Genomic DNA, 21,493 nt, shown 5'->3' with positions numbered 1-21,493 from the left:
ATGGAGAGTTGAGATGAATTCGACAGTCCTGTCCTACGACCAGCATTTCCAGTCGGCGATCGCGCAGTTGAAGATGGAGAATCGCTATCGGGTTTTCGCCAATCTGGAACGCGACGCGGCGCGCTTTCCGCTGGCGCTGTGGCGGCCGGAGGGCGAGGAAGACGCGCCGCGCGAGGTCACGATCTGGTGCTCCAACGATTACCTCGGAATGGGGGGCCACCCTGCATCGCTCGACGCCGCGCGCAGCGCGCTGGAGCGGCACGGCGCCGGCGCGGGCGGCACGCGCAACATTTCCGGCACGCATCATCCGATCGTCGAACTCGAAGCGGAGCTTGCCGATCTCCACGGCAAGCGCGCGGCGCTCGTTTTCACCTCGGGCTGGATCTCCAATCTCGCCGGCATTTCGACCATTGCGTCGCTGCTCCCCAATTGCCTCATCCTTTCCGACGCGCTCAATCATAATTCCATGATCGAGGGCGTGCGTCGCTCCGGCTGCGAGAAGCAGGTCTGGCGCCATAACGACGTCGCGCATCTCGAAGAGTTGCTCCAACTCGCTGGCAAGGAGCGCGCAAAACTCATCGTCTTCGAGAGCCTCTACTCGATGGACGGCGATATCGCCCCGATCGCGGAGATCGTCGCGCTCGCGGAAAAATACAACGCCATGACCTATGTCGACGAAGTGCATGCGGTCGGCATGTATGGCGCGCGCGGCGGCGGCATCGCCCAGCGGGAAGGCGTCGAGGGCCGCATCGACATTATCGAGGGCACGCTCGCCAAAGGGTTCGGCGCGCTTGGCGGCTATATCGCCGCGAGCCCGGCCATTGTCGACGCCGTGCGCAGCTTCGCGCCGCAATTCATCTTCACGACCACACTGCCGCCCATGGTCGCCGCCTGCGCCCGCGCCGCCGTGCGTCATCTCAAACATTCGGGTCAGGAACGCGCGCGGCACCAGCACATGGCGCTCCTCACCAAGCATGCGCTGAGAGCAGCAGGGCTTCCGGTCATGGACAATGACTCGCATATCGTGCCGCTGATGGTGGGCGACGCGGCCCGCTGCAAGGCTGCGAGCGACCTCCTGTTGCGGCGCCATTCGATCTACATACAACCGATCAACTATCCGACGGTTGCGATCGGCACGGAAAGGCTTCGCATCACGCCAACGCCGCGCCACGACGAGTCTCATGTCGTAGAGTTGGTCGAGGCGGTGGTCGACGTGTGGATTTTCCTCGATCTTCCCTTCACGGACGCCAAGGTCATTCCGCTGCGCCCGCGGGCGGCGGCCCCTCAAGCGCAATGCGCCTATGTGGAGATGAAGAACGCGGCGGAATAGGCGCAGCGTCAAAGTAGCTGACGGCGCCGCGTTCGGGGCGGCTCGATCGCCGCAACCACGAGAAACGCGACGACAAAGAGAGTGAGTCCGGTTGCGAAAAGCAGCGCCGCCGCGCGGCTGATGAGAAGCGCCAGGGAATAGGTCATTGAAACGGCCTGGGATATGTATTTAGAAATCTGGCGCTTAAGGTTTAAAGCCGGGCGCTTGCGGCTCCGGAAAGCCCCCTCGCGCTGCGTCTATCGCCCAGCCGGCCCTATTTGACGAATGGGCGAGGGCGGATGCAGGAGCGTCGCAATGCGGAATTCGGCTCTCTTTTCATGTGCGCTGGCGGCTCTGCTCCTGAGCCCGAACGCCGGCTGGGGCGGCGGGTTTGGCGGCGCCGGCTTTGGTGGCGGCGGTTTCGGTGGCGGCGGTTTCGGGGGTGGCGGTTTCGGGGGTGGATTTGGCCGCGGTTTCGGGGGCGGGTTCGGGCATGGCGGTCGCGGGGGTTTCGGCCGGGTCTTCCTGGCTCCCGGAATGCGCTTCGGCCGCTATGGCGGGTTTGGCATCGGACGCGGCGGGTTTGGGTTCAGAGGATTCGGAAGATTCAGGGGTGGGAGCGGCTATTACTATGGCTGGTATCCCTGGTGGTGGGACGGATATTCAAACGACCAGCAAAACGTAACCTACGCGCCTGCGCCCAACATTTACGTGCGGCCGCCGCCGCAAGCTCCCGCGAGGCCCCCCGAATTCGGCAAGTTTGTTTCCGCGCCGAGATCGTCGACTCCGACGATCGCAAGCGCCCATTTTGGATGCCGCCATGGGCGTGTGATCCGGCTCCAGGGCGATCAACGGCCAGCGACGATGGGATGCGTCAGCCCGTAAGGCCCGGGTTGAATTTTACCGCAACATCCTAAGTCTTCCAGCGGTCCCGTTGATTATCGGAGGCGGCGATGACTGCTTTGATCGATCTCGTCGAATGGTGCCGGCAAGAGCGGCAAAGGGCAAGGAAACTGGCGGCCTCGCTAGAATCCGGCCGCATGCGTCATGCCGAGAATCGCGGGCATGGCTGGGTGGACGTCACGACCGCAACCATTTCGCGCTTGAAGCTGCATCTCGACGAACTCGACGAGATGCTGGAGCAATATGAGGTCGAGCGGTCGGGCGCACCGGCGGTGGAGACCTTTCGCGAGAAACGCTCGCTCTAGCGAGGCGCCGGCTGCGCGGCCTCTCCCATTCTCTTCGACAGGGCCTTTGCGGTAGAAGGGGCGGCCCAGCAAGACAGGACGCCCATGCCGACGCTTTTCGACCCCATCCGCCTTGGCGACATCGACCTTCCCAACCGCATTGTCATGGCGCCGCTGACGCGCTGCCGCGCCCTTGAGGGGCGCACGCCCAACGCGCTGATGCGCGACTATTACGTGCAGCGCGCCAGCGCCGGCCTCATCCTCACCGAGGCGACTTCCGTCACGCCCATGGGCGTCGGCTATCCCGATACGCCGGGGGTGTGGTCGCAGGCGCAGGTGGAAGGCTGGCGCGAGATCACGCGGGCAGTTCATGCGGCGAGCGGACGCATCATGTTGCAGCTCTGGCATGTTGGCCGTATCTCGCATCCGGTCTATCTCGACGGCGCGCTCCCCGTCGCGCCGAGCGCTCTTGCGGCCGAAGGGCATGTCAGCCTGCTGCGCCCCAAGCAGCCCTACCCCGTCCCGCGCGCGCTGGAGGCCGAGGAAATCCCGGGCGTGATCGCCGCCTATCGGCAGGGCGCCGAGAACGCCAGACGCGCGGGCTTCGATGGCGTCGAGATCCACGGCGCGAATGGCTATCTGCTCGACCAGTTCCTGCAGGACGCAACGAACAAGCGCACGGACCGCTATGGCGGCTCGATCGAAAACCGCGCGCGGCTGATGCTCGAAGTGACCGACGCCTGCATCGAGGTCTGGGGACCGGGGCGCGTCGGCATGCATCTCGCGCCCCGTGGCGACGCGCATTCCATGGGCGATTCCGATCCGAAGGCGACATTCGGCTATGTCGCGCGCGAGCTCGGCAAGCGGGGCATCGCCTTCATCTGCGCGCGCGAGCATCAGGGGGAAGGGGCGATCGGGCCTTATCTGAAAAAAGAATTCGGTGGCCCCTTCATCGCCAATGAGAACTTCACCTTCGCGACGGCGCAGGCGGCGCTCGCGGCGGGCGAGGCCGACGCGGTCGCCTTCGGCAAGCTCATCATCGCCAATCCCGACCTCGTCGAGCGCTTCCGCCGCGGCGCGCCGCTGAACGAGGCTAAGCCCGAGACTTTCTACGCGCCGGGGCCGGAGGGTTATACGGATTATCCGGCGCTTGCGCAGGCGTGACGGTGATACGCGCAGCATTCGCTATTCCGCCCGCCCCTCACCCCAACCCTCTCCCCGCCGGCGGGGAGAGGGGGCGCTGCTCAAATTCTATCAGTTGTAACGACGCCGGGTAGGAGCTGTTGTCCCCTCTCCCCGCAGGGCGGGGAGAGGGTTAGGGTGAGGGGCAAGGCCGAAATGACCCCGCCGTCACTCCTTCAACGACGCCATGTCGATCACGAAGCGATATTTAACGTCCGCCTTGAGCAGACGTTCGTAAGCTTCGTTGATGTCCCGCATCTTGATCACCTCGATATCCGAAACGACGCCGTGCTTGCCGCAGAAGTCAAAAAGCGCCTGCGTCTCGGCGATCCCGCCGATCAGCGAGCCCGCGACGGATTTGCGCCCCATGATCAGCGGCACGCTGTCCACGGGGGGCTCCAGCGGACCGAGATAGCCCACGAGCACGATCGTGCCGTTGATCGCCAGCGTCGGCAGATAGGGGTTCAGATCGTGCGCATAGGGAACCGTGTCGATGATGAGATCGAAGCGCCCGCCGACTGTCGCCATCTGATCGGCGTCAGTCGAGAGAATGATGTCGTCCGCGCCGAGGCGGCGGGCGTCGTCTGATTTGCCGGGCGAGCGCGTAAAGAGCGTGACATGCGCGCCGAGCGCCTTGGCGAGCTTGATCGCCATATGGCCGAGCCCGCCGAGTCCCACGACCGCCACCTTGCTCTTGTCGTTCACATTCCAATGCCGCAGCGGCGACCATGTCGTGATGCCCGCGCAAAGCAGCGGCGCCGCGCCGGCGAGGTCGAGTCCGTCGGGGATTTTCACCACGAAGCGCTCCTTCACGACGATGCGGTCGGAATAGCCGCCATAGGTCGGCGCACCCTCCCGATCGAGCGCGTTGTAGGTGAATATCGGAAAGCAGCGGCAATATTGCTCCTCCCCTTCCTCGCAGGCCTCGCAGGTCAGGCAGGAATCGACCATGCAGCCGACGCCCGCATGGTCGCCCACCTTGAAGCGGGTCACAGAGGGCCCGACGGCGACGACCCGGCCGATGATCTCATGGCCCGGCACCATGGGGTAAATCGAGTTGGCCCAGTCGTTGCGCGCCTGATGCAGGTCCGAATGGCACACGCCGCAATAAAGGATATCGATCGTCACGTCGTCGGCGCGCGGATCGCGCCGCTCGAAATGGAAGGGAACCAAAGGCGACGTCGCGGAATGCGCCGCATAGCCGAAGGCCTTCATCGTCATGTCATTCTCCGTTCGGAAGGGGTCGCAGGATAGTAGCCGATCCGGGCCGTCATCGGGCTGTTAAATTTCAAGGGCACGGCTCGCCCTTCGATCATTGGCGAGCGTCCCTGATGACCAAGCAGAAACTCGGCGTCTGTTATTATCCAGAGCACTGGCCCGCCTCCTTGTGGGCGGAAGACGCGGCGCGCATGAAGGCGATCGGGCTTTCTTACGTGCGCATCGGGGAATTCGCCTGGTCGCGCCTCGAACCGCGCGCCGGCGTCTATGCGTTCGACTGGCTGCGCGAAGCGATCGATACGCTCCATGCCGCGGGTCTTCACGTCGTTCTCGGCACGCCCACCGCGACCCCGCCCAAATGGCTCGTCGACGCCATGCCCGACATGTTGGCGCGCGACGCTGAGGGGCGACCGCGCAAATTCGGCTCGCGCCGCCATTACTGTTTCAGCCATGAGGGCTATGCGCGCGAATGCGACCGCATCGTCACGCGACTCGCGGAAGAATTCGGCGCGCATCCCGGCGTCGTCGCCTGGCAGACCGACAATGAATATGGCTGTCACGATACGGTGGAGAGCTATTCAGACGCGGCGCTCTACGCCTTCCGCAAATGGTGCGAAAAGAAATACGGCGCTAGCGACGCGCTGAACGCCGCATGGGGGAATGTCTTCTGGTCGATGGAGCTTTCGAGCTTCGACGCGATCGACCTGCCGAACCTCACCGTCACGGAAGCCAATCCGGCGCATCTCCTCGACTTCCAGCGCTTCTCCTCGGATCAGGTCGTCGCCTTCAACCGGCGGCAGGTCGAGATCATCCGCAAGCATTCGCCGGGACGGACGATCCTGCACAATTTCATGGGCGCCTTCACGGCCTTCGACCATTATGCGGTGTCGCAGGACCTCGACGCGGCGAGCTGGGACAGCTACCCGCTCGGCTTTCTCGAACGCAGCGCCAATGACGACGCCTTCAAGGCGCGCTACATGCGCGTCGGCGATCCCGACTTTCAGGCGTTCCACCACGATCTCTATCGCGGCTGCGGGCGCGGGCGATGGCAGGTCATGGAGCAGCAGCCGGGCCCCGTGAACTGGGCGCCGTGGAACCCGGCCCCGGCCAGGGGAGCCGTGCGCTTGTGGACCTTCGAGGCCTTCGCCGCGGGCGCGGAGACGGTGAGCTATTTTCGCTGGCGACAGGCGCCTTTCGCGCAAGAGCAGATGCACGAGGGGTTGCTGCCGCCAAACTCGGAAGCGAGCGAAGCCTATGACGCGGTGAAGACCATCGCGGCCGAACTCGCCTCGCTCGATGCGTGCGTCGAGACAAAGCGCGCGGATGTCGTCCTGATCTTCGACTATGAAAGCGAATGGGCCTGGAAGATCGAGCCGCAGGGGCGCGATTTCTCCTATTATGAACTCGTGCTGCATTTCTATCGCGGCCTACGCCGCGCCGGGCTTTCCGTCGATATCGGCCAGCCGACCGCCGAAACGGTGCAGAACCGCAAGCTCATTCTGCTGCCGGGATTGTTTACGGCTTCGGACGCGTTCGTCGAGGCGCTCGCCGCGAGCGAGGCTCATTTGCTGATGGGCCCGCGTTCAGGCTCCAAGACCGCCGATTTCCAGATTCCGCCGGCCTTGCCGCCCGGCGCGTTACAAAAACTCATTGATCTGCGCGTTCGCCGCGTCGAAAGCCTGCGGCCGGACGCCGTCATCCCGACCGAAACCGGCCATTTCCAGCGCTGGCGCGAATTCGTCGTTCTCGGCGAGGGCGTCGAAAGCGTCATCGCCTCCTATGACGACGAATGCGCGCTCGCGCGCCAATGGAAGCACTACTATCTCGCCGGTTGGCCGAATGACGCGCTGCTCGATTGCGCGCTCTCCAAACTCCTCGCGGATGCCCGCGTCGAAACAGTTTCGCCGCCGCGAGACATTCGCATCCGCGACAATGGCGGGCTGCGTTACGTCTTCAATTACGGCCCCGAGCCCGTCGATATTTCATCGCAGGTCGGCGAGGCGCAGCTCCTGCTCGGCGAGACCATTCTGCCGCCCTGCGGCGTCGCCGCCTTTCAGCTTACGGAGAAGAGGAAATAGAAGACAAAAGCCATGATCATGAGGATCGCGTAGATCGAAGACCACGCGATCCAGACATAGAAGAGGCGGCGCTCCTCCGTGAGGTCGGAACGCTTCTTCACCGCGCGGATGTAAAGCCAGACGAGAAAAACGGCGACTGCGCAAATGTAGAGCGAGATGAGCGCGGTGATCTGCGCCGTGTACTTTTCCGTCAGTTCCGGCGTCGGCGCGCCGTTGAAGACGGCGGAGACGAGCTTGCTCAATGAAAAGGCCATTGCCGCTCCCCCAAGCTTTGCGCTTTCCTCAAAAGGATGGAAGACTGGCGCGATCAGGCGACAGAGGCAGGCCCATGCGGAAAAGCGCTTTTCTTCTCATTCTCGCACCATTCCTCTACGCGACGGCGGCCCATGCCGAATGGTCGCTCGTCTGGCAGGACGATTTCTCCAAAATCTATCTCGACCCCGCCTCCGTGAAGAAGGGCGACGACGGCTCGACTCTCGCCAAGGCGCTCACCGACTATAATCCGCATTCGCCCGAGGCCATCGATTTCAAACTCGCGGAGAAGGGCCTGTCCGAGATTGAAAGCGCGCGCTTCGATTGCGCGAAACAGGCCTATCGTTCGGACGGCGGAAGCTGGTTCGCCGGCCATATGGCGACGGGCGCCGTGCGCAGCGATTATCCGGCCAGGGCGACATGGGGCAAAGTCCCGTATTTCTATCAGACGCTCGCCGGGAAAGTTTGCCCGATCAATCAATGAAGCGGCCGACCGCCTCCGGGAAGCTGAACCCCGCCTCGATCCAGTAATAGGCGCCGATGACGGCGAGGCCGAAATAGGCGAATCGCCCGGCATAGGGGATGAGGCTGGCGACGAAAACGCCGATGAGCGCCATCCACCAGGAAAGCTGAAACCAGCGCATGAGCGTCACGACGCTCAAGGGCACGGCGAGCAGCGAGAAGACGAAGAAGGACCAGCCCAGTGTGAGGCCGATCGGCTTTTGAAGCGGCTGCGGCAACCTATCGAGCATGGGTTCCTCCCTCTCCTGCAGCATGACGCAGGCGGCTCCCGGGCGCCAAGCCAAGTTTCGCCAATTCGCGCCCTCGCGCCGACATGTGCGGGTCCGCACAGCAGCCCCTCTCGCAAGGGCGCATTCTGACCACGGTTCCTGCTGCGCCGAACATTGGTTCGGAAAAGGAGCGAAAAATGTTGCGTAAAATTGCGATTGTCACGGCGCTCGCCGGCGCTCTCATGTTCCCGACGGCTTCCTTCGCGCATGGCTGGGGCGGTCATGGCGGCTGGGGCGGGGGCTGGCATGGCGGCCACCATGGATGGCATGGCGGTCATGGATGGCACGGCCATTGGGGCTGGGGCGGCGGCGGCCGCTGGTGGGGCGGAAGCTGGTATCCCTACGGCACAGGCTCGTGCTGGCGCCCGGGCTATGGCGGCTGGGTGTGGGTCTGCGGCTGATGCGGTTTGCGAACCGCATGACAACGCCCCTCGTGCTTCGCGACGCCTGCTGCGCAGGCTCCTCAGCATGAGGGGCTCTCAAGAGGCCATCGCCACTTAGGCCTCATCCAGAGGAACGAGCGGAGCTCGCGTCTCGAAGGATGAGGCCGAGCCTCGATCATAAGTCTCAATATTCGTGCTCGACGCCAATGCCCATCGAGGTCTTGCCGTCGACCGACGTCTCGCTCTGCAGGCGCACGCCGCGCGTAACGTCGACGCCGACATTTACCGAAGTCTGCTCGGGCCTGGCGCCCGTCCTCACGCCGACGCTCACGCCGTCCATGATGTAGCGTGACGCGCCGATGGTGGGGCCGTTGGCGCCGCCCGCGTCGAGATCGAGCGAGTCGACACCAAGCGATTTGCGCATCTTCTCGAATGCGTCGACGCCCGTCGCGGCCCCGGAAAATTGCGCGAGCGCGGCCGCGAGCTGCACCGCCTGGAAAGGCGTGAGCGAACCGGAGGCTTTCGCGAAGAGCAGGCGCGACAACACTTCGTCCTGCGGCATTTCCGGCGTCGATGAGAAGGTGAAGGCCGGCGAAGCCGCCGGTCCCGAAACGCCGATGCGCGCCGTGATGTCGGCGGCGGTCGTCTCGGCGAGGAAATCGAGCTGCGGCGCAAGGCCGCCGGTGAAGGAGAGCTTGCCGCGCGTGATCTCGATGCGCTGGGTCAGGAGTTGCATCTTGCCGCGGCGCAGATCGAAGCCGCCAATGACATTGGGTTTCTGAATCGTGCCGCCGATCTTCAGATCGCCGCCGAATTCAGCGTCGATGCCGCGCCCGCGCACGAAGATCTTGTTGGGCGCGGAAAGGGCGAGATCAAGCGCGGCGTCGAAATTGGATTTGCGCCCGGCCTTCTCCTTCTGCTTGCGCTCGAGCGCCAGCATCTGCGCGGCGAAGCCCTTGGCGTCGATATGGGTGGAGCCCGGAAGCGGCTTGAGATTGGCGGGCAGCCGGTCGGGGACGCTGACTTCCATCAGGTCGAGATTGACCTTGCCCGCGACTTTGGGATTGCGCGCGAGCGGACCGCTGATCGCGAGGTTGAGATCCCCCACCGTATTGACGATGTCGGTGCTTGCAAGCTGCGCGTTGTTTGCGACGATCTGCAGCGCGCCCGGCATGCCGGCGTCCGGCGCCACCGTCACGCGGCCCGCCACGGCGATCTCGCCGCCATTCTTCGTCTGCGCCGTCAGGCCGTTGATGGTGAGATCGTGGCCGCGCCCTTCGAGCCGCCCGTTGATCTTCGCAAGGCTCACGCCGTTCAGGGGATCGTTGAAGGCGCCGTCCGCGATGACGACGGAACCGCCAATGACCGGATTGGCGGCGGGGCCCGTGAGGCGCAGATCGACATTGGCCTTGCCCGCCACCGTCTGGCCGTTCGCGGCGAGCATGGTGTTGGCGAGCGCCGCATCGAGCGCGCCCCTTACGGCAAGATCGAGCGAACCGTCGCCGAGCGGCGCCGAGCCCGTGATCTTCAGCTTGCTCGTCGCGCCAAGCGCAAGGTCCGCATCGACGCTCGTGCGGGCGCCGGAGAGACGCCCGCTGGCGGCGGCCTCGATCGCGGGCAGGCCGTTCGTCCGCAATTGCGGCGCCGTAACCTTGCTCGCTTTCACGCGCCAATCGCCTATGGGCGCGGTCTTCGTTCCCGTGATGCGCGCTTCGGCCTCCACCGCGCCGTCGAGGCCGAGCGACGGATCAACGATGGATGCGACCGAAAGCGGTACGGCGCGCGCTTTCACGGCGAGGTCGAAACGCTCGCCGATGAGGCCGTCCACATCGAGCCGGCCCGAACCGAGCGCAACGGAAAGGCCCCGCAGATTCATCGCTCCGCGCTGGATCGTCACGACAGCGGGCTGCGCCAGCGCGATCTTTTTTCCGGCGCGCTGCGCGGAGAAGGAAGCGATGTCGAGTTGCGTGACCTCGCCAGGCGTCAATGTGGCGCGGCCTGCGATGTTGAAGCCGCGCGCATCGAGCGCGAGATCGAGCGCCGCGGCGCCAGCGCCCGCGGGTTGCGCGAGCAGACGCGCCTTGCCGATCGTCTCCTTGCCGACGCGGGCGTTGTCGAGCGAGACCTCGCCATCGAGCGCCGGGCGACGATATAGATCGCGCGCCGTGAATTTCGCGCCGAGCCGCGCGATTGAGGCGCCGCTCGTCTCGACGCTCGCCCCCGTCGCATCGACGGAGACGTTCTGCCCGCCGCCCTCCGCGTCGAGCGCAATGTCGGCGTTGAGACGACCTCCGAGCTTCTGCAGCGCGAGCGCGGACACCTCGTCGAGATTGGGCGCGGCGACGCTGAGCCGGCCGCTCGCCAACCCGGCTTCATCCAGCGCCAAAGCGCCTTTCGCGGTCGCGCTTCCCACGGCGAGGTCGAGTTCGTCGAGCTTCCAGCCCGCGCCGGCCTTCGCCAGCGAGAATCGGCCCCTCGCCTTTTTGCGATCGACTGTCCCGTCCAGCGTGGCGAGCGCGGTGAGGTCGCCCAGCACGTCGTGCGCTTCGCCCTGCACGGTCAGTTTCGGGATCGGGCGACCATTGGCGGCCGCGTCTTCCAGCGTCGCCGCGAGCGTCGCGTCGGGCTTGTCGAGCGCGCCCGTCACGTGGGCGACGACATTGGCGCGGCCCGTGAGCGGCAGGCCGGCATATTTCAGGTCGGGAAGGTCGATCTTCGCCTCGATCGCCGCTTTTTCCTTCGCCGCCTCGCCGTCGATCAGCGCAGAGAGATGCGCGCCGTTCAGCGCGAGCTTTTCGAACGAGAACCCGCCATCCGCGCGCGTTGCGACCTTGCCCGACAAGGAAAGACGCTCGCCGACGAGCCCGTCCACCGCCGCGACGCCCGAGCCGAGCCCCGTCACGGCGCCGTCGAGCGCGGCGACGATCGCGCCCTCTCGCGGCGCGCCCGTGAGATCGGCGGAAAGATCGAGCGCGCCGGAGAGATCGCGTCCCGCAAGCCGCGAGAAGCGGCCAAGATCGGCGGCGGTGAGGCGCAGCGTCCCCTGCCCTTCGCCCGTAGCGGAAAGACGGCCCGTGGCCCCGAGCTCGAAACCGGACGCCGCAACTTTCAGCCTTTCGAGCGCGGCGGCGCCGTCATCGGCAAGACGCCCATTCCCTTCGATCCTGGTCGTCTCGGCGAAAAGCGGCGCGAGGTCGCGCGGCAGAGCGTCGGCGAGCCGCGCGGTCAGATCGAGCTCAAGGCGCCGCGCACCGCCCTCGCGCGCGATCTTCGCAGCGCCCTCGGCGCCGGCCTCACCCGCCTTGGCGACGATCGTCGCGGCGAAAGCGTCGAGCGTCCCATCGCCGTCGATCGACGCTTCGACCGGCGCCAGGCCGGGGAGATTGGCGAGACGCGCGATGAGGCCGTCGCCGGGCTCCGAGGCCGCAATCTTCACATGCAGCTTGCCGTCGCCGGGTTGATAGCCGGCGTCCGCGCGGATCGACCCCGGCGCGTCGAGACGTTCGGCGAGAAGCCTGGCGCGCGCCGTCGCGCCGGTCAGCTCCGCCCCGGCGGAGACGGAAAGCGTCGCGGCGGCGCCCGCCACGGGCTCAGCGAGGACAAGCTTTGCGAGCGCCAATTCCCCGAGCCGAACGGCGACCGGAAGTTTCGGCGGGAATGCGGACGCCCCGGCCTTCGCTTCAGCCTGTTTGGGCGCGACGGCGGGCGCGGGCCGCCGTAGCACGTCGACTTCGCCGATCTCGATGCGGTCGATGTCGAGCGTCAGTCCGAGCAGCGCGAAGCGAGACCATTTCGCGCCGATGCGATCGACCTTGAGCCACGGACCGTCGCGATCGGAAATAATCAGGTCGCGAATGGATGGGGCGGAAGACAGGGCGCCGTCGATCGCCCCGATCGCGACCTTCATATCCGGCGACGAAGCCGCCCCCGAGGCCATGCGCGCGAGCCAGCGCCCGCCCGTCTCGCTGTCGAGCCAAACGACGCCGGCCGTGACGCCGAGAGCGGCCAGAGCGGCGAAGCCGGCGGCGAGGGAAAGCGAGCGCCTGCGCATCTAGAAGCTTTCCCCAATGCCGATGAAGAGCGCGAAGCGGCTGTCCGTCGGCCGCGGATTGAGCGGCGTCGCGAGATCGACGCGAATGGGACCAATGCCCGTGTAATAACGAAGGCCGACGCCGGCGGCGACGCGCATGGTGGAGCCGAAATCGGGCCAGGGGGTCGAGAAGGCGGCGCCGGCGTCGAGGAAAGGCACGATGCCGATATTCTTCGTCACCTTGATCCGCGCCTCGGCGGAAGCCTCGAACAGGCTCAGCCCGCCCGTGGGCCATCCGAAGCCGTTTTCCGGGCTGATCGAGCGATAGCGATAGCCGCGCACCGAGCCGCCGCCGCCCGCAGAGAAGCGGCGATTGGCGGGGACGTTCTCGACCGACGCGCCGACGATGGAGCCCGCCGCGACGCGGCCCGCGAGGATATACCAGGCGTCTTCGTCCAGCGCGTAATAGGTCGAAGCCTGCCCCTTCGACTCCACCATGCCGACGCCATGCGGCAGCGCCTTCACGTAAGGCGCGACGCGGGCGTTGACGCGCACGCCGCGCGTCGGGGCCAGCGCATTGTCGGTGCTGTCATAGGTTCCCGAAATCGGAAAGCCCAGCAGCGAATAATCATGCAGGCCGTAAACGTCGAAATATTGCCCGCCTTCTATTTCGAGCCCCGCCTGGATCGACGCCGTATCGCTGAAGCGGTGGCGGATCGCGCCGTTGAAATTGCCGAAGGCGGCCCAGTAATAAACGGTGCGTTCGCGCACCGCCGAGGCGTCGAGCAACAGATCGTTGCGCGTGCCGCTAAGCGCCGGTTTGACGAAGCCCACATGCGCGACGCCGACGAGATTGCTCGCCTTCAGTTCGGGGAAGGAGAGAAAGGCGGCGGAGTTGTTGTAATAAGCGAGCCCGCCTTCGAGATCGAAGCGCAGCCGCTCGGCCCCGCCGAAGAGATTGCGGTCGACCCAATAGGCGCGCAGCGCCGGCCCGTTGATGTTGGAGAACATCGCCGAGGCGCCGATCGCATGGCGTTTGCGCTCGCTGGTTTCGACGAGGATCGGCAGATTGCCGTTCTTGTCGAGATGCGCGCCATCCTCGACCTTGACGCCGCCGAGCGCCTCGATGCGCGCCACCGATTTGCGGGTGCCTGCGAGCTTCTTCGGACTGTAAGGCTCGCCCTCTTCCAGATAAATGAACGAACGGATGACGTTTGGATCGACGCCCGGCGAGCCGGAAAGCTCGACGGCGCCGATGCCGGCCTTGGGTCCCGGATCGATGGTCACCGCCACGTCCATCACGTGCTCTTTGTGGAAGACGACGGGACGGACGGACACGATCTTCGCAAGCGGATAGGATTTCTCGCGCAACTGGTCGACCCACTCGGCGCCGCGCGCGCGCATGTTCGCGGCGCGAGCCGGATGGTCCGGATCGGCCTCCAAAGCCTTGCGCGAGAAAAGCGCCGGATCGATCGGCGCATTGGTGCGCGCGTCATAGACGACGACGTGGCGCAGCGTGAAGAGCGGCCCCTGATCGATCTCGAAAACGACCGGCGCAAGCCCCGCTCCGCGGTAGGCTTCGGCGGCGGCGGCGGCGGCTTCGACGCCCTTGCCTTCGGGCGAGACGTAAACGCCCGCGACGCTGGCCCTCACGGAAGCGTTGAAATAGCCGCTCGCCCACAGGGCGTCGGAAAGGCGCGGATAATCCGCGACGACGCGCCGCGCGAGGCCAACCCCGGAACCGGGCGAATCGAGACGCAACCGCCAGCTGTTGGAGGCGTCCTCGAGGACCTGCTCCAGCTTGCCGTCATCGAGCCCCTTGAACTCGATGTCGTAGGCGACGGCGTCGGGCCTGGGCTGCGCCTTTTCGGGCGCGCCGAACAAGCCGAAAAAGTCGAACGCGCGCGCCGGCGCGAGCGGAGCGACCATCAAACCGCAACAAAGGAGCGACCTTATGAAAACCCGCGGCGACGTCACGTTAAACCTGCAAAATCTCTTAAACTAAACCATAAGACCAAAAGGGGTCCGGGTCCATTTGATTAAGCTTATCGCGGCGCTTGTAGTTAATAATGTTTTGAAGGCGCGGCGCATGTCGGTGGCGGGGCGGGGCGGGGCGGGGCGGGGCGGGGCGGCAAGGTAACGCCAGCCTGGAGGCTGGGGATAACTAACGCGCGCGCCTGTGCATCGAAATCAGAACCGTTTTTCAAAACTTCGCGGCGAAAACTCCAGGGTCCGGCGGCGCTGGACGAACTTTGCAGCGTAGCCGCCTTTTCGATTTTCCGGGACTCGTCCGCCGAGGCGCCAATGAATCTGAGCGCTTGGCGGCCGGCGCGTAAAATTGTCCGAGTTAACGCAGTTGTTCGCACACGGCGTTCCGCAAAAGGGGCGTCGAAAACGGCGTGCGAAACTTTTTGCCGCAACCTCTCTCATGTAACTTTCTCGCATCAAACCTGAGCATTCTCCCCCGAGGCGAAGCTGCAGGACGGCTCACAAGGACATGGCGGATTCGACAATGGGCGTGAATCTCCTCCACTCGATCAATCATTTCGCGGCCGATCGCTTGCAGCGCGTCCAGATCGACTTCCAGGGACGCTACATGCTGCTCAAGTCGAACGAAGAGTATCCTTGCCGGACTTTCGAGATATCGACGAGCGAGGTTTCGCTCTTCGCGCCTGTCGTCGCCATGCCGGGGGAAAAGGTGGTGCTCTACCTCAACGAGTTGGGGCGCTTCACCGGCGCCGTCCTGAACGGAACGGAGACCGGCTTCGAGATGAGCCTGCAATTGACGCCTAAAAAGCGCGACAGGCTCGCCGATCAGCTCACCTGGTACGCCAACCGCAGTTCGATGGATATCGAGGAGCGCCGGCGCCACGACCGCATCGTGCCGCTCATGGACCTCACCGTGCTGCGCCTCACCCGCGGGGACGAACACATTGTGCGCATCCGCAGCCTGTCGCTTTCGGGCGTCGCGCTCGAAACGGACCACATCATTCCGATGGGCGCCGAGGTGATGGTCGGCAACACCCCGGCGAAGGTCGTGCGCATTCTCGACGACGGCGTCGCCTGCGAATTCATCAAGCACTTCCGGCCTGGCGAGATCGACGAGACGACGCGTCTTTAGATCGACGTCATCAAGCTGGCGCCATCGCGCGGATATGAACGACCAGAGCCAAGAGCGTGGCTCTGAATGCTTCGCTGCGCTCGCAAGGACGGACGGCGCGGCCTCTTCACATCGGCTTCGGCGTCATCCAGGCGACGACCGCGCCGCCGGGTTCCGCCAGCACGGCCATGCGGCCAACGCCGGGAATGTCGAAGGCCTCCTTGCAGATCTTCGCGCCGGCGCCGACGGCCTTCTTCAGCCGCGCGTCGATGTCGTCGACGGCGATATAGGTCAGCCAGTGCTCCGGCACGCCCTCGAATTGCGGGCCCGTCATCTCGAACATGCCGCCGACGCGCGCCTCGCCGGACAGAATGATCCAATAGGTCATGTCCGGCGCCGGCATCGCCTCAAAACGCCAGCCGAGGGCGTCAGCATAGAATTTTTGCGCGCGGGCGATGTCTCGGACGGCGAGCTCGCTCCAGCACACGGCCCCGTGAACGAATTGCATCTCATTCGCCATCCTGCTCTCCTTTCACGGGAGCGGTCGCGAGCTTCCTGCGCAGCGCCGAGAAGCCCAATTGATAATCGGTCAGCCAATCGACGAGCCGCATGGGCATGAGGCCCGGAAGCGTCCAGCCGAGGAACCGGTTTTTCATGACGGGAATGCGAAGCGGCGCACGCGACGCGGTCAGTCCGCGCAGCACGGCTTCCGCCACGATCTCGGGCCCCGGCGCGGTGCGCCCTTCCTCCACCGCCCATTTCTGCATGCGGCGCGCGGCCGGGCCGTAGATCGTGTCGTCGAAATGCGCGAAGTCGGCGCTTTCGGCCTTGTCCCAGATGGGAGTCGCGATCATGCCGGGCTCGATGAGGACGACGTCGATTCCATAAACCTTCAACTCCCGGCGCAGCGCGTCGGACATGCCTTCGAGCGCGAATTTCGAGGCGTTGTAGGCGCCCAGAAACGGCGAGGCGAAACGGCCCGCGATCGAGCTCATCATCACGATGCGCCCGGGCTTCTCGGCCAGAGGCTGGCGCGCGCCGAGCAGCGGCGCGAAAGCCTGCGTGACCTGAAGCTGGCCGATGAGATTGATCTCCAACTGCCGTCGCAAATCGGCGACCGGCAGATGCAGCAGCGGCCCCGGCACGGCGACGCCGGCGTTGTTGACGAGACCGGCGAGCGTCGCGCCGTGAAGCCACGACGCGACGGCCTGCGCGCCCTTGGCGACGGCCTCGCCATCGGTGACGTCGAAAAGGAGCGGCGCGAAGCTGTCGCCGAAACGCGCCTGCAGACGCTCGGCGTCGGCCTCCTTGCGCACGGAGCCAAAGACGAAGAAACCCGCCTCGACCAGAGACGCGACGCAGGCCGCGCCGATTCCGGTGGACGCGCCTGTGACGACGACGGCGCGCTTCGATTCATTCGCCATGTGCAATTCCTTACTGCGCGAGAAGGCGCGTCAAAATGTCGATCGTGGCGGCGTCGGCGCGGCCGTCCACGCGCTCGCGCCGGAAATGGCGCTGGAAAGCCGCGACTGTCGCAACCGTGTCGTCGTCGTAAATGCCGGTCTCGGCGATTTTATAACCAAAATTGGCGAGTTGGCTTTGCAGATGCGAGACCGCCGCGCCCGCCATGTCCGCTTCGAGCGCAGGGCCGTCGCTTTGCGTCGACGCAAGATAGCGGCCGACGCCCGCGGCGGCGAGCTCCTCCCAGGGAAAGAACTCGCCGGGATCGATCTTCCGGCGCGGCGCGATGTCGGAATGGGCGAGAATGCGCTCTGGCGCGATCTTGCGCCGCTCGCAAATGTCGCGCGAGAGCGCAATGACCGCCTCGATTTGCGGCGCGGGAAAAGGATGCGGATCGATATGGCCGGGATGCGCGATCTCGATTCCGATCGACGCGGAATTCATATCCGTCTCGCCGGCCCAATAGCTCACGCCTGCATGCCAGGCGCGTCGTTCTTCGGGCGTGAGCTGCAAAACGCGGCCGTCTTCCTCGACGAAATAATGCGCCGACACTTCGCGGATGGGCGAGCACAAAAGCTCCAGCGCGCTCTCCGCCGTCGGCATCCCAGTGTAATGCAGAATGAGCGCCGAGATGGGCTTCGCGCGCGGTCCGTGGTTGGGCGACGGGAAAGCGACTGCGCCGGCGTAATCGGGCGTAAAGCTTCTCGTCAGCTCCGGCGCGCTGCGCCAGGGCGCGGTGGCGGTCACCCATTCCACCGTGCGCGATTCGGGATCCGGCGCGCGCAGCACGTCCGTGACGACGCAGGCGCTGTCGGCCCCGGCCGCAAGCGCGAGGCAGGCGCGCGCCGGCGTGAGCCCGCCAATGGCGACGAGCGGAATGTCGCCGATGCGCTTCTTCCAGCGCGAGACCCTTTCGAGTCCCTGCGGCGCGAATTTCATTTCCTTGAGCAGCGTCGGCCAAACCGGGCCGAGAGCGACATAACCGGGCGCGAGCGACAAGGCGCGCTCAAGCTCGTCTTCGTCATGCGTCGAGACGCCGAGCTTCACGTCATGGCGTCGCAAGGCGGGAATATCCGCGTCGTCGATATCTTCCTGCCCGAGATGCACGAAGTCGCAACCGGCGTCGATGGCGAGGCGCCAATAATCATTGACGATGAGCTGCGCGCCCGCCGCGCGGCAGAGATCCCGCGCGCGAACGATCTCTTCGCGCACCTCCGACTCCGACCGGTCCTTCACCCGCAATTGCACGAGCTTCACGCCAAGGGGCAGAAGCCGCGTCAACCAGTCGGCGCGATCGACAATGAGGTAGAAGGGGTCCAGGCTACAGGCGGGCAAAGGCGGCTCCGGAGAACGCTTCGTGTCGGCCCCAAATAGACGCGGCGGGGGCCGAGGGGAATAGGGGAAGCGGACATGACCAATTTTACGCAGTTTCCGCAGGTCTTCACCGCGGAGAATGCGGGAGGCGCGCCGCCGGTCGCGAGCGCGCCCACGGATGTGACGCTCTTTGTCGGCGAATCGCCTGACGGTCCGTTGAAGGCCACGCCGGTCGCGAGCTTTTCCGATTACGCACGCCTCTACGGGCAAAGCCCCAGCCTGCTCACGGCGAGTCTTCGCGCCTTTTTCGACAATGGCGGCAGGCGCGCGATCGTCTTGCGTCTCGACAGCGCGCCAAGCGACCGCAATTCGTTTTTGAGCGCGCTTGCGAGCGCCTTTGCGGAAGGCGGCGCGGCCGACGCGCTGGCCTTCAATCTGCTCTGCGTTCCGGGCCTCACCGAAGCGCCGGCGATCGCGCCGTTGCAAGCCTTCTGCCGGCGCAAGCGCGCCTTTCTCATTCTCGACGCGCCGCAACAGGCGACAGTCGAGAGCCTCCTGCAAGGCCTGCCCGCGCTGACGGGCCCCGACGCAATGAACGCGGCGCTCTATTATCCCTGGATCATGACGCCAGAGGGTCCGCAGCCTCCCTGCGGCTTCGTCGCGGGCGTCTATGCGCGCATGGATGCGGCGCGCGGCGTCTGGAAGGCTCCGGCGGGCGCAGAAGCCTCGCTTGTCGGCGCGCTCGATCTGAAGGCGCATCTCGATGACCGGCAAAACGGCCTGCTCAATCCGCGCGGGGTGAATTGTCTGCGGCGCTTTCCCGAGCGCGGCCTCCTCGTCTTCGGCGCGCGCACGCTCGACGGCGACGATCTGCGGGGCTCGGACTGGAAATTCATTCCCGTCCGCAGACTGGCGCTTTTCATCGAGTCCAGTCTCGCCGCGTCGCTCGGATGGACCATCTTCGAGACCAACGCCGAACCGCTCTGGGCGCGCATAAGCCTCGCCATCGAGGGCTTTCTACACGGCTTGTTCCGGCAGGGCGCCTTTCAGGGCGCGAAGGCGGATGAGTGCTTTTTCGTCCGTTGCGACGCCACGACGACGACACAGGCCGACATCGACGCGGGGGTCGTCAATATCCTCATCGGCTTCGCAGCGCTGAAACCCGCCGAATTCGTCCTGATCCACATGCAGACGCGAGCGAACGCGCCGGCCTAGTCTCCGAACGGCCGTCCGATCACCGGCGTCGACGGCTCCGCCATGTCGCGCGGCGTCATGGGCTTCGCCCGAAAAGCGAGGTGCCCGGCCTCAACCGCAAGGCCGAAGGCGCGCGCCATGGCGACGGGATCGCCGGCGCGCGACACCGCCGTGTTGAGCAGCACGGCGTCGTAACCCATCTCCATCACCGTAACCGCATGCGACGGGGCCCCGAGGCCGGCGTCGACGACGAGCGGAACATCCGGGAAATGCGCCCGCAGCGCCCGCAACGCGAAAGCGTTGTTGACGCCGCGACCCGAGCCGATCGGCGCGGCCCAGGGCATCAGAACCTTGCAGCCCGCGTCGAGCAGCTTCTCGGCGACAACGAGATCGTCGGTCGTATAGGGAAAGACCTGGAAGCCATCCGCGACGAGCGCCTTCGCCGCCTCGACGAGGCCGAAGACGTCGGGCTGCAGCGTGTCCTCTTCGCCGATGACTTCGAGCTTGATCCAGTCGGTCTCGAAAACCTCGCGCGCCATCTGCGCGGTCGTGATCGCTTCCTTCGCCGTGCGGCAGCCCGCGGTGTTGGGCAGCACCCGCACGCCCGTTTCGCGCACGAGGCTCCAGAAGCTTTCGCCCGCGCGCGAGCCGCCAGCCTCGCGGCGCAGCGAGACGGTCACGACCTCGGATCCCGACGCGCGAATAGCCTCCGCGAGGATCGCGGGCGACGGGTAACGCGCCGTGCCAAGCAGCAGGCGCGAACGCAAGGCCGCGCCGTAGAAGAAGACGGGATCGGCCGGCATCTCGACTTTCGCGTTCATCCGCCTTGCCTCGGCGTCACGATCTCCACGGCGTCGCCCTCATGCAGGAGGGCCTTGTCGCGGTCCTTGTCGCGCACAAATTCATGATTGAGGGCGGTGCCGACCTTCTGGTCCTCATAGCCCAATTCGCGCAGCAGCGCCTCCAGCGTGCAGGCCTCGACCTCACGCGGACGCCCGTTCACCTGAATCCGCATCCATCACCTCCGGGAAGTAGGCGCCGCCGAGAACGACCTCGGCCGCCCGCCGCGCCAGCGCCGGGGCAAGCAGGAAACCATGCCTGTAGAGCCCGTTCATGTAGAGCGTCCGACCGCGCCGGATAAGGCGCGGCAGATTGTCGGGAAAGGCGGGACGCACATCCGAGCCCGTCTCGACGATCTCCGCCTCGGCGAAGGCGGGGTGGATGGCGAAGGCGGAGTTGACGAGCTCCACCACCGAGCGCGCCGTGACGCGCGCGCGCTCCTCATTCTCGATCATGGTCGCGCCAACCATGAAAAGCCCCTCCCCGCGCGGCACGACATAGACCGGACGGCGCGGATGCAGCATGCGAACCGGGCGTGAGAGCGAGATGTCGTCGCTGCGCAAAACGAGCATCTCGCCCTTGACGCCGCGAAGCTTCGCCAGCGCGTCGCGGGCGGCGAAGCCCCGGCAGTCGATCGTCCAGTCGGGCGCGGTCATCAGGCTTTCGGCGTCGACGCCAAAATGCTGCGCAACATTTTGCATCGCGGAGAGGCGCTCGGCGAGCGCCCGCATCGCCGCGCGCGGATCGAGATGCGCCTCCTGCGGGAAATACAGCGCCTCCTCGAAGCGCCCGGAAAGGTCCGGCTCCAACGCGGCCACCCCCGCCGCATCGAGCCGCTCGAAATGCTCCGTGCGGCGGGCGAAGTCGGCAAGCTCGGCGCGTTCGCGCGGGGCGGCGACGACGAGGCTGCCCGCGACCGTCGCGACAGGGACCTCGCGGGTCCAGAAGTCCAGCGCCTCCTGTCCGAGTTCCGCGACGAGCGGCTCGGCGCTCTCCAATTCGCACCAGGGCGCGATCATGCCCCCGGCGTAGCGCGAGCAGCCCTGCCCGGGCGCAGCGGCGCGCTCGACAAGCTCCACCGCCGCCCCGCCCCGCGCCAGCGCATAGGCCGCGCAGAGCCCGGCGACGCCGGCCCCGATCACCCGCGCGAGCAT

At 65.8% G+C, this 21,493-nt stretch carries 21 protein-coding genes and 1 pseudogene; 9 read left to right on the top strand and 13 right to left on the bottom strand.

What is annotated here, in order from left to right; translation table 11 throughout:
- Window positions 1-28: 28 nt before the first annotated feature.
- Complete coding sequence (gene hemA / locus ACPFMJ_RS15915; protein ID WP_424363887.1) at window positions 29-1,330, top strand: 5-aminolevulinate synthase; 1,302 nt, start codon at window positions 29-31, stop codon at window positions 1,328-1,330.
- An 8-nt stretch (window positions 1,331-1,338) separates the two neighbouring features.
- On the opposite strand, the gene ACPFMJ_RS15910 is transcribed toward hemA, so the two are convergent.
- Window positions 1,339-1,476 carry a hypothetical protein gene (locus ACPFMJ_RS15910; protein WP_424360924.1) on the bottom strand — a complete coding sequence of 46 codons (138 nt, stop codon included), beginning with the start codon at window positions 1,474-1,476 and terminating at the stop codon, window positions 1,339-1,341.
- A gap of 148 nt (window positions 1,477-1,624) precedes the next feature.
- Here ACPFMJ_RS15910 and ACPFMJ_RS15905 point away from each other — a divergent pair, with 148 nt between their 5' ends.
- The 3 genes from ACPFMJ_RS15905 (at window position 1,625) to ACPFMJ_RS15895 (ending at window position 3,660) form a co-directional block, all read left to right on the top strand.
- A complete protein-coding gene (locus ACPFMJ_RS15905; protein WP_424360923.1) occupies window positions 1,625-2,194 on the top strand; it encodes a hypothetical protein in 570 nt (189 codons plus the stop codon).
- A gap of 68 nt (window positions 2,195-2,262) precedes the next feature.
- Complete coding sequence (locus tag ACPFMJ_RS15900) at window positions 2,263-2,517, top strand: hypothetical protein (RefSeq protein ID WP_424360922.1); 255 nt, start codon at window positions 2,263-2,265, stop codon at window positions 2,515-2,517.
- A gap of 84 nt (window positions 2,518-2,601) precedes the next feature.
- Window positions 2,602-3,660, top strand: coding sequence for an alkene reductase (locus ACPFMJ_RS15895; protein WP_424360921.1), 1,059 nt, complete (start codon window positions 2,602-2,604; stop codon window positions 3,658-3,660).
- 186 nt (window positions 3,661-3,846) lie between these two features.
- On the opposite strand, the gene ACPFMJ_RS15890 is transcribed toward ACPFMJ_RS15895, so the two are convergent.
- Window positions 3,847-4,893 (bottom strand): NAD(P)-dependent alcohol dehydrogenase, encoded by a 1,047-nt coding sequence (locus tag ACPFMJ_RS15890; protein ID WP_424363886.1) that lies wholly within the window; start codon window positions 4,891-4,893, stop codon window positions 3,847-3,849.
- A 116-nt stretch (window positions 4,894-5,009) separates the two neighbouring features.
- Between ACPFMJ_RS15890 and ACPFMJ_RS15885 the strand changes: the two genes are divergently transcribed.
- Window positions 5,010-6,974, top strand: a complete 1,965-nt coding sequence (locus ACPFMJ_RS15885; RefSeq protein WP_424360920.1) for a beta-galactosidase — start codon at window positions 5,010-5,012, stop codon at window positions 6,972-6,974.
- Here the strand turns inward: ACPFMJ_RS15885 and ACPFMJ_RS15880 are convergent.
- A complete protein-coding gene (locus tag ACPFMJ_RS15880; protein ID WP_424360919.1) occupies window positions 6,950-7,228 on the bottom strand; it encodes a hypothetical protein in 279 nt (92 codons plus the stop codon). The genes ACPFMJ_RS15885 and ACPFMJ_RS15880 overlap by 25 nt on opposite strands.
- 74 nt (window positions 7,229-7,302) lie before the next feature.
- Here ACPFMJ_RS15880 and ACPFMJ_RS15875 point away from each other — a divergent pair, with 74 nt between their 5' ends.
- Entirely contained in the window at window positions 7,303-7,710 is a 408-nt protein-coding gene (locus ACPFMJ_RS15875) for a surface-adhesin E family protein (protein ID WP_424360918.1), read from the top strand.
- Here the strand turns inward: ACPFMJ_RS15875 and ACPFMJ_RS15870 are convergent.
- On the bottom strand, window positions 7,700-7,978 hold the full coding sequence (locus ACPFMJ_RS15870; RefSeq protein ID WP_424360917.1) for a hypothetical protein: 279 nt from the start codon (window positions 7,976-7,978) through the stop codon (window positions 7,700-7,702). The two genes, ACPFMJ_RS15875 and ACPFMJ_RS15870, sit on opposite strands and share 11 nt — an antisense overlap.
- Before the next feature lie 176 nt (window positions 7,979-8,154).
- Here ACPFMJ_RS15870 and ACPFMJ_RS15865 point away from each other — a divergent pair, with 176 nt between their 5' ends.
- A complete protein-coding gene (locus ACPFMJ_RS15865) occupies window positions 8,155-8,418 on the top strand; it encodes a hypothetical protein (protein ID WP_424360916.1) in 264 nt (87 codons plus the stop codon).
- Window positions 8,419-8,584: 166 nt separating this feature from the next.
- On the opposite strand, the gene ACPFMJ_RS15860 is transcribed toward ACPFMJ_RS15865, so the two are convergent.
- Window positions 8,585-12,451: a translocation/assembly module TamB domain-containing protein gene (locus ACPFMJ_RS15860; protein ID WP_424360915.1), complete on the bottom strand. Its 3,867-nt coding sequence runs from the start codon at window positions 12,449-12,451 to the stop codon at window positions 8,585-8,587.
- Window positions 12,452-14,359 (bottom strand): autotransporter assembly complex protein TamA, encoded by a 1,908-nt coding sequence (locus ACPFMJ_RS15855; RefSeq protein ID WP_424360914.1) that lies wholly within the window; start codon window positions 14,357-14,359, stop codon window positions 12,452-12,454.
- Window positions 14,360-14,927: 568 nt separating this feature from the next.
- On the opposite strand from ACPFMJ_RS15855, the gene ACPFMJ_RS15850 reads away from it, so the two are divergent.
- Window positions 14,928-15,551 carry a PilZ domain-containing protein gene (locus tag ACPFMJ_RS15850; RefSeq protein WP_424360913.1) on the top strand — a complete coding sequence of 208 codons (624 nt, stop codon included), beginning with the start codon at window positions 14,928-14,930 and terminating at the stop codon, window positions 15,549-15,551.
- A 106-nt stretch (window positions 15,552-15,657) separates the two neighbouring features.
- Here the strand turns inward: ACPFMJ_RS15850 and ACPFMJ_RS15845 are convergent, their stop codons facing one another.
- The 4 genes and pseudogenes from ACPFMJ_RS15845 to ACPFMJ_RS15830 form a co-directional block, all read right to left on the bottom strand.
- Complete coding sequence (locus ACPFMJ_RS15845; RefSeq protein WP_424360912.1) at window positions 15,658-16,050, bottom strand: VOC family protein; 393 nt, start codon at window positions 16,048-16,050, stop codon at window positions 15,658-15,660.
- On the bottom strand, window positions 16,040-16,954 hold the full coding sequence (locus tag ACPFMJ_RS15840) for an SDR family NAD(P)-dependent oxidoreductase (protein WP_424360911.1): 915 nt from the start codon (window positions 16,952-16,954) through the stop codon (window positions 16,040-16,042). Before ACPFMJ_RS15840 ends, ACPFMJ_RS15845 begins: the two co-directional genes overlap by 11 nt.
- A gap of 10 nt (window positions 16,955-16,964) precedes the next feature.
- The gene (locus tag ACPFMJ_RS15835) at window positions 16,965-17,738 is read right to left on the bottom strand and encodes an N-acetylmuramoyl-L-alanine amidase (protein ID WP_424363885.1); all 774 of its coding nucleotides are present in this window, start codon (window positions 17,736-17,738) and stop codon (window positions 16,965-16,967) included.
- A 36-nt stretch (window positions 17,739-17,774) separates the two neighbouring features.
- Window positions 17,775-18,272 (bottom strand): annotated as a pseudogene (locus tag ACPFMJ_RS15830) (thiamine phosphate synthase); the annotation flags it as partial.
- Between the two features lie 129 nt (window positions 18,273-18,401).
- On the opposite strand from ACPFMJ_RS15830, the gene ACPFMJ_RS15825 reads away from it, so the two are divergent.
- Window positions 18,402-19,520, top strand: coding sequence for a phage tail sheath family protein (locus ACPFMJ_RS15825; protein WP_424360910.1), 1,119 nt, complete (start codon window positions 18,402-18,404; stop codon window positions 19,518-19,520).
- Here the strand turns inward: ACPFMJ_RS15825 and ACPFMJ_RS15820 are convergent.
- Genes ACPFMJ_RS15820 through ACPFMJ_RS15810 form a run of 3 tightly spaced genes read right to left on the bottom strand, consistent with a single transcriptional unit; the run spans window position 19,517 to window position 21,493 of the window.
- The gene (locus ACPFMJ_RS15820) at window positions 19,517-20,320 is read right to left on the bottom strand and encodes a thiazole synthase (RefSeq protein ID WP_424360909.1); all 804 of its coding nucleotides are present in this window, start codon (window positions 20,318-20,320) and stop codon (window positions 19,517-19,519) included. The genes ACPFMJ_RS15825 and ACPFMJ_RS15820 overlap by 4 nt on opposite strands.
- Window positions 20,317-20,514, bottom strand: a complete 198-nt coding sequence (gene thiS / locus ACPFMJ_RS15815; protein ID WP_424360908.1) for a sulfur carrier protein ThiS — start codon at window positions 20,512-20,514, stop codon at window positions 20,317-20,319. The genes ACPFMJ_RS15820 and thiS overlap by 4 nt, the downstream gene beginning before the upstream one ends.
- Window positions 20,483-21,493 (bottom strand): FAD-dependent oxidoreductase, encoded by a 1,011-nt coding sequence (locus ACPFMJ_RS15810; RefSeq protein ID WP_424360907.1) that lies wholly within the window; start codon window positions 21,491-21,493, stop codon window positions 20,483-20,485. The genes thiS and ACPFMJ_RS15810 overlap by 32 nt, the downstream gene beginning before the upstream one ends.

The organism is Methylocystis parvus (assembly GCF_049675845.1).
GTDB classification, from domain to species: Bacteria; Pseudomonadota; Alphaproteobacteria; order Rhizobiales; family Beijerinckiaceae; genus Methylocystis; species Methylocystis parvus_A.
The sequence above is the reverse complement of the archived record's forward strand: the minus strand, read 5'-3'. Positions and strand labels throughout refer to the sequence as shown.

Coding starts and splice junctions, on each gene's coding strand:
- ACPFMJ_RS15910 (WP_424360924.1), bottom strand. CDS start 1,476: ATGACCTATTCCCTGGCGCTTCTCATCAGCCGCGCGGCGGCGCTGCTT.
- ACPFMJ_RS15905 (WP_424360923.1), top strand. CDS start 1,625: ATGCGGAATTCGGCTCTCTTTTCATGTGCGCTGGCGGCTCTGCTCCTG.
- ACPFMJ_RS15900 (WP_424360922.1), top strand. CDS start 2,263: ATGACTGCTTTGATCGATCTCGTCGAATGGTGCCGGCAAGAGCGGCAA.
- ACPFMJ_RS15895 (WP_424360921.1), top strand. CDS start 2,602: ATGCCGACGCTTTTCGACCCCATCCGCCTTGGCGACATCGACCTTCCC.
- ACPFMJ_RS15890 (WP_424363886.1), bottom strand. CDS start 4,893: ATGAAGGCCTTCGGCTATGCGGCGCATTCCGCGACGTCGCCTTTGGTT.
- ACPFMJ_RS15885 (WP_424360920.1), top strand. CDS start 5,010: ATGACCAAGCAGAAACTCGGCGTCTGTTATTATCCAGAGCACTGGCCC.
- ACPFMJ_RS15880 (WP_424360919.1), bottom strand. CDS start 7,228: ATGGCCTTTTCATTGAGCAAGCTCGTCTCCGCCGTCTTCAACGGCGCG.
- ACPFMJ_RS15875 (WP_424360918.1), top strand. CDS start 7,303: ATGCGGAAAAGCGCTTTTCTTCTCATTCTCGCACCATTCCTCTACGCG.
- ACPFMJ_RS15870 (WP_424360917.1), bottom strand. CDS start 7,978: ATGCTCGATAGGTTGCCGCAGCCGCTTCAAAAGCCGATCGGCCTCACA.
- ACPFMJ_RS15865 (WP_424360916.1), top strand. CDS start 8,155: ATGTTGCGTAAAATTGCGATTGTCACGGCGCTCGCCGGCGCTCTCATG.
- ACPFMJ_RS15860 (WP_424360915.1), bottom strand. CDS start 12,451: ATGCGCAGGCGCTCGCTTTCCCTCGCCGCCGGCTTCGCCGCTCTGGCC.
- ACPFMJ_RS15855 (WP_424360914.1), bottom strand. CDS start 14,359: ATGGTCGCTCCGCTCGCGCCGGCGCGCGCGTTCGACTTTTTCGGCTTG.
- ACPFMJ_RS15850 (WP_424360913.1), top strand. CDS start 14,928: ATGGCGGATTCGACAATGGGCGTGAATCTCCTCCACTCGATCAATCAT.
- ACPFMJ_RS15845 (WP_424360912.1), bottom strand. CDS start 16,050: ATGGCGAATGAGATGCAATTCGTTCACGGGGCCGTGTGCTGGAGCGAG.
- ACPFMJ_RS15840 (WP_424360911.1), bottom strand. CDS start 16,954: ATGGCGAATGAATCGAAGCGCGCCGTCGTCGTCACAGGCGCGTCCACC.
- ACPFMJ_RS15825 (WP_424360910.1), top strand. CDS start 18,402: ATGACCAATTTTACGCAGTTTCCGCAGGTCTTCACCGCGGAGAATGCG.
- ACPFMJ_RS15820 (WP_424360909.1), bottom strand. CDS start 20,320: ATGAACGCGAAAGTCGAGATGCCGGCCGATCCCGTCTTCTTCTACGGC.
- thiS (WP_424360908.1), bottom strand. CDS start 20,514: ATGCGGATTCAGGTGAACGGGCGTCCGCGTGAGGTCGAGGCCTGCACG.
- ACPFMJ_RS15810 (WP_424360907.1), bottom strand. CDS start 21,493: ATGCTCGCGCGGGTGATCGGGGCCGGCGTCGCCGGGCTCTGCGCGGCC.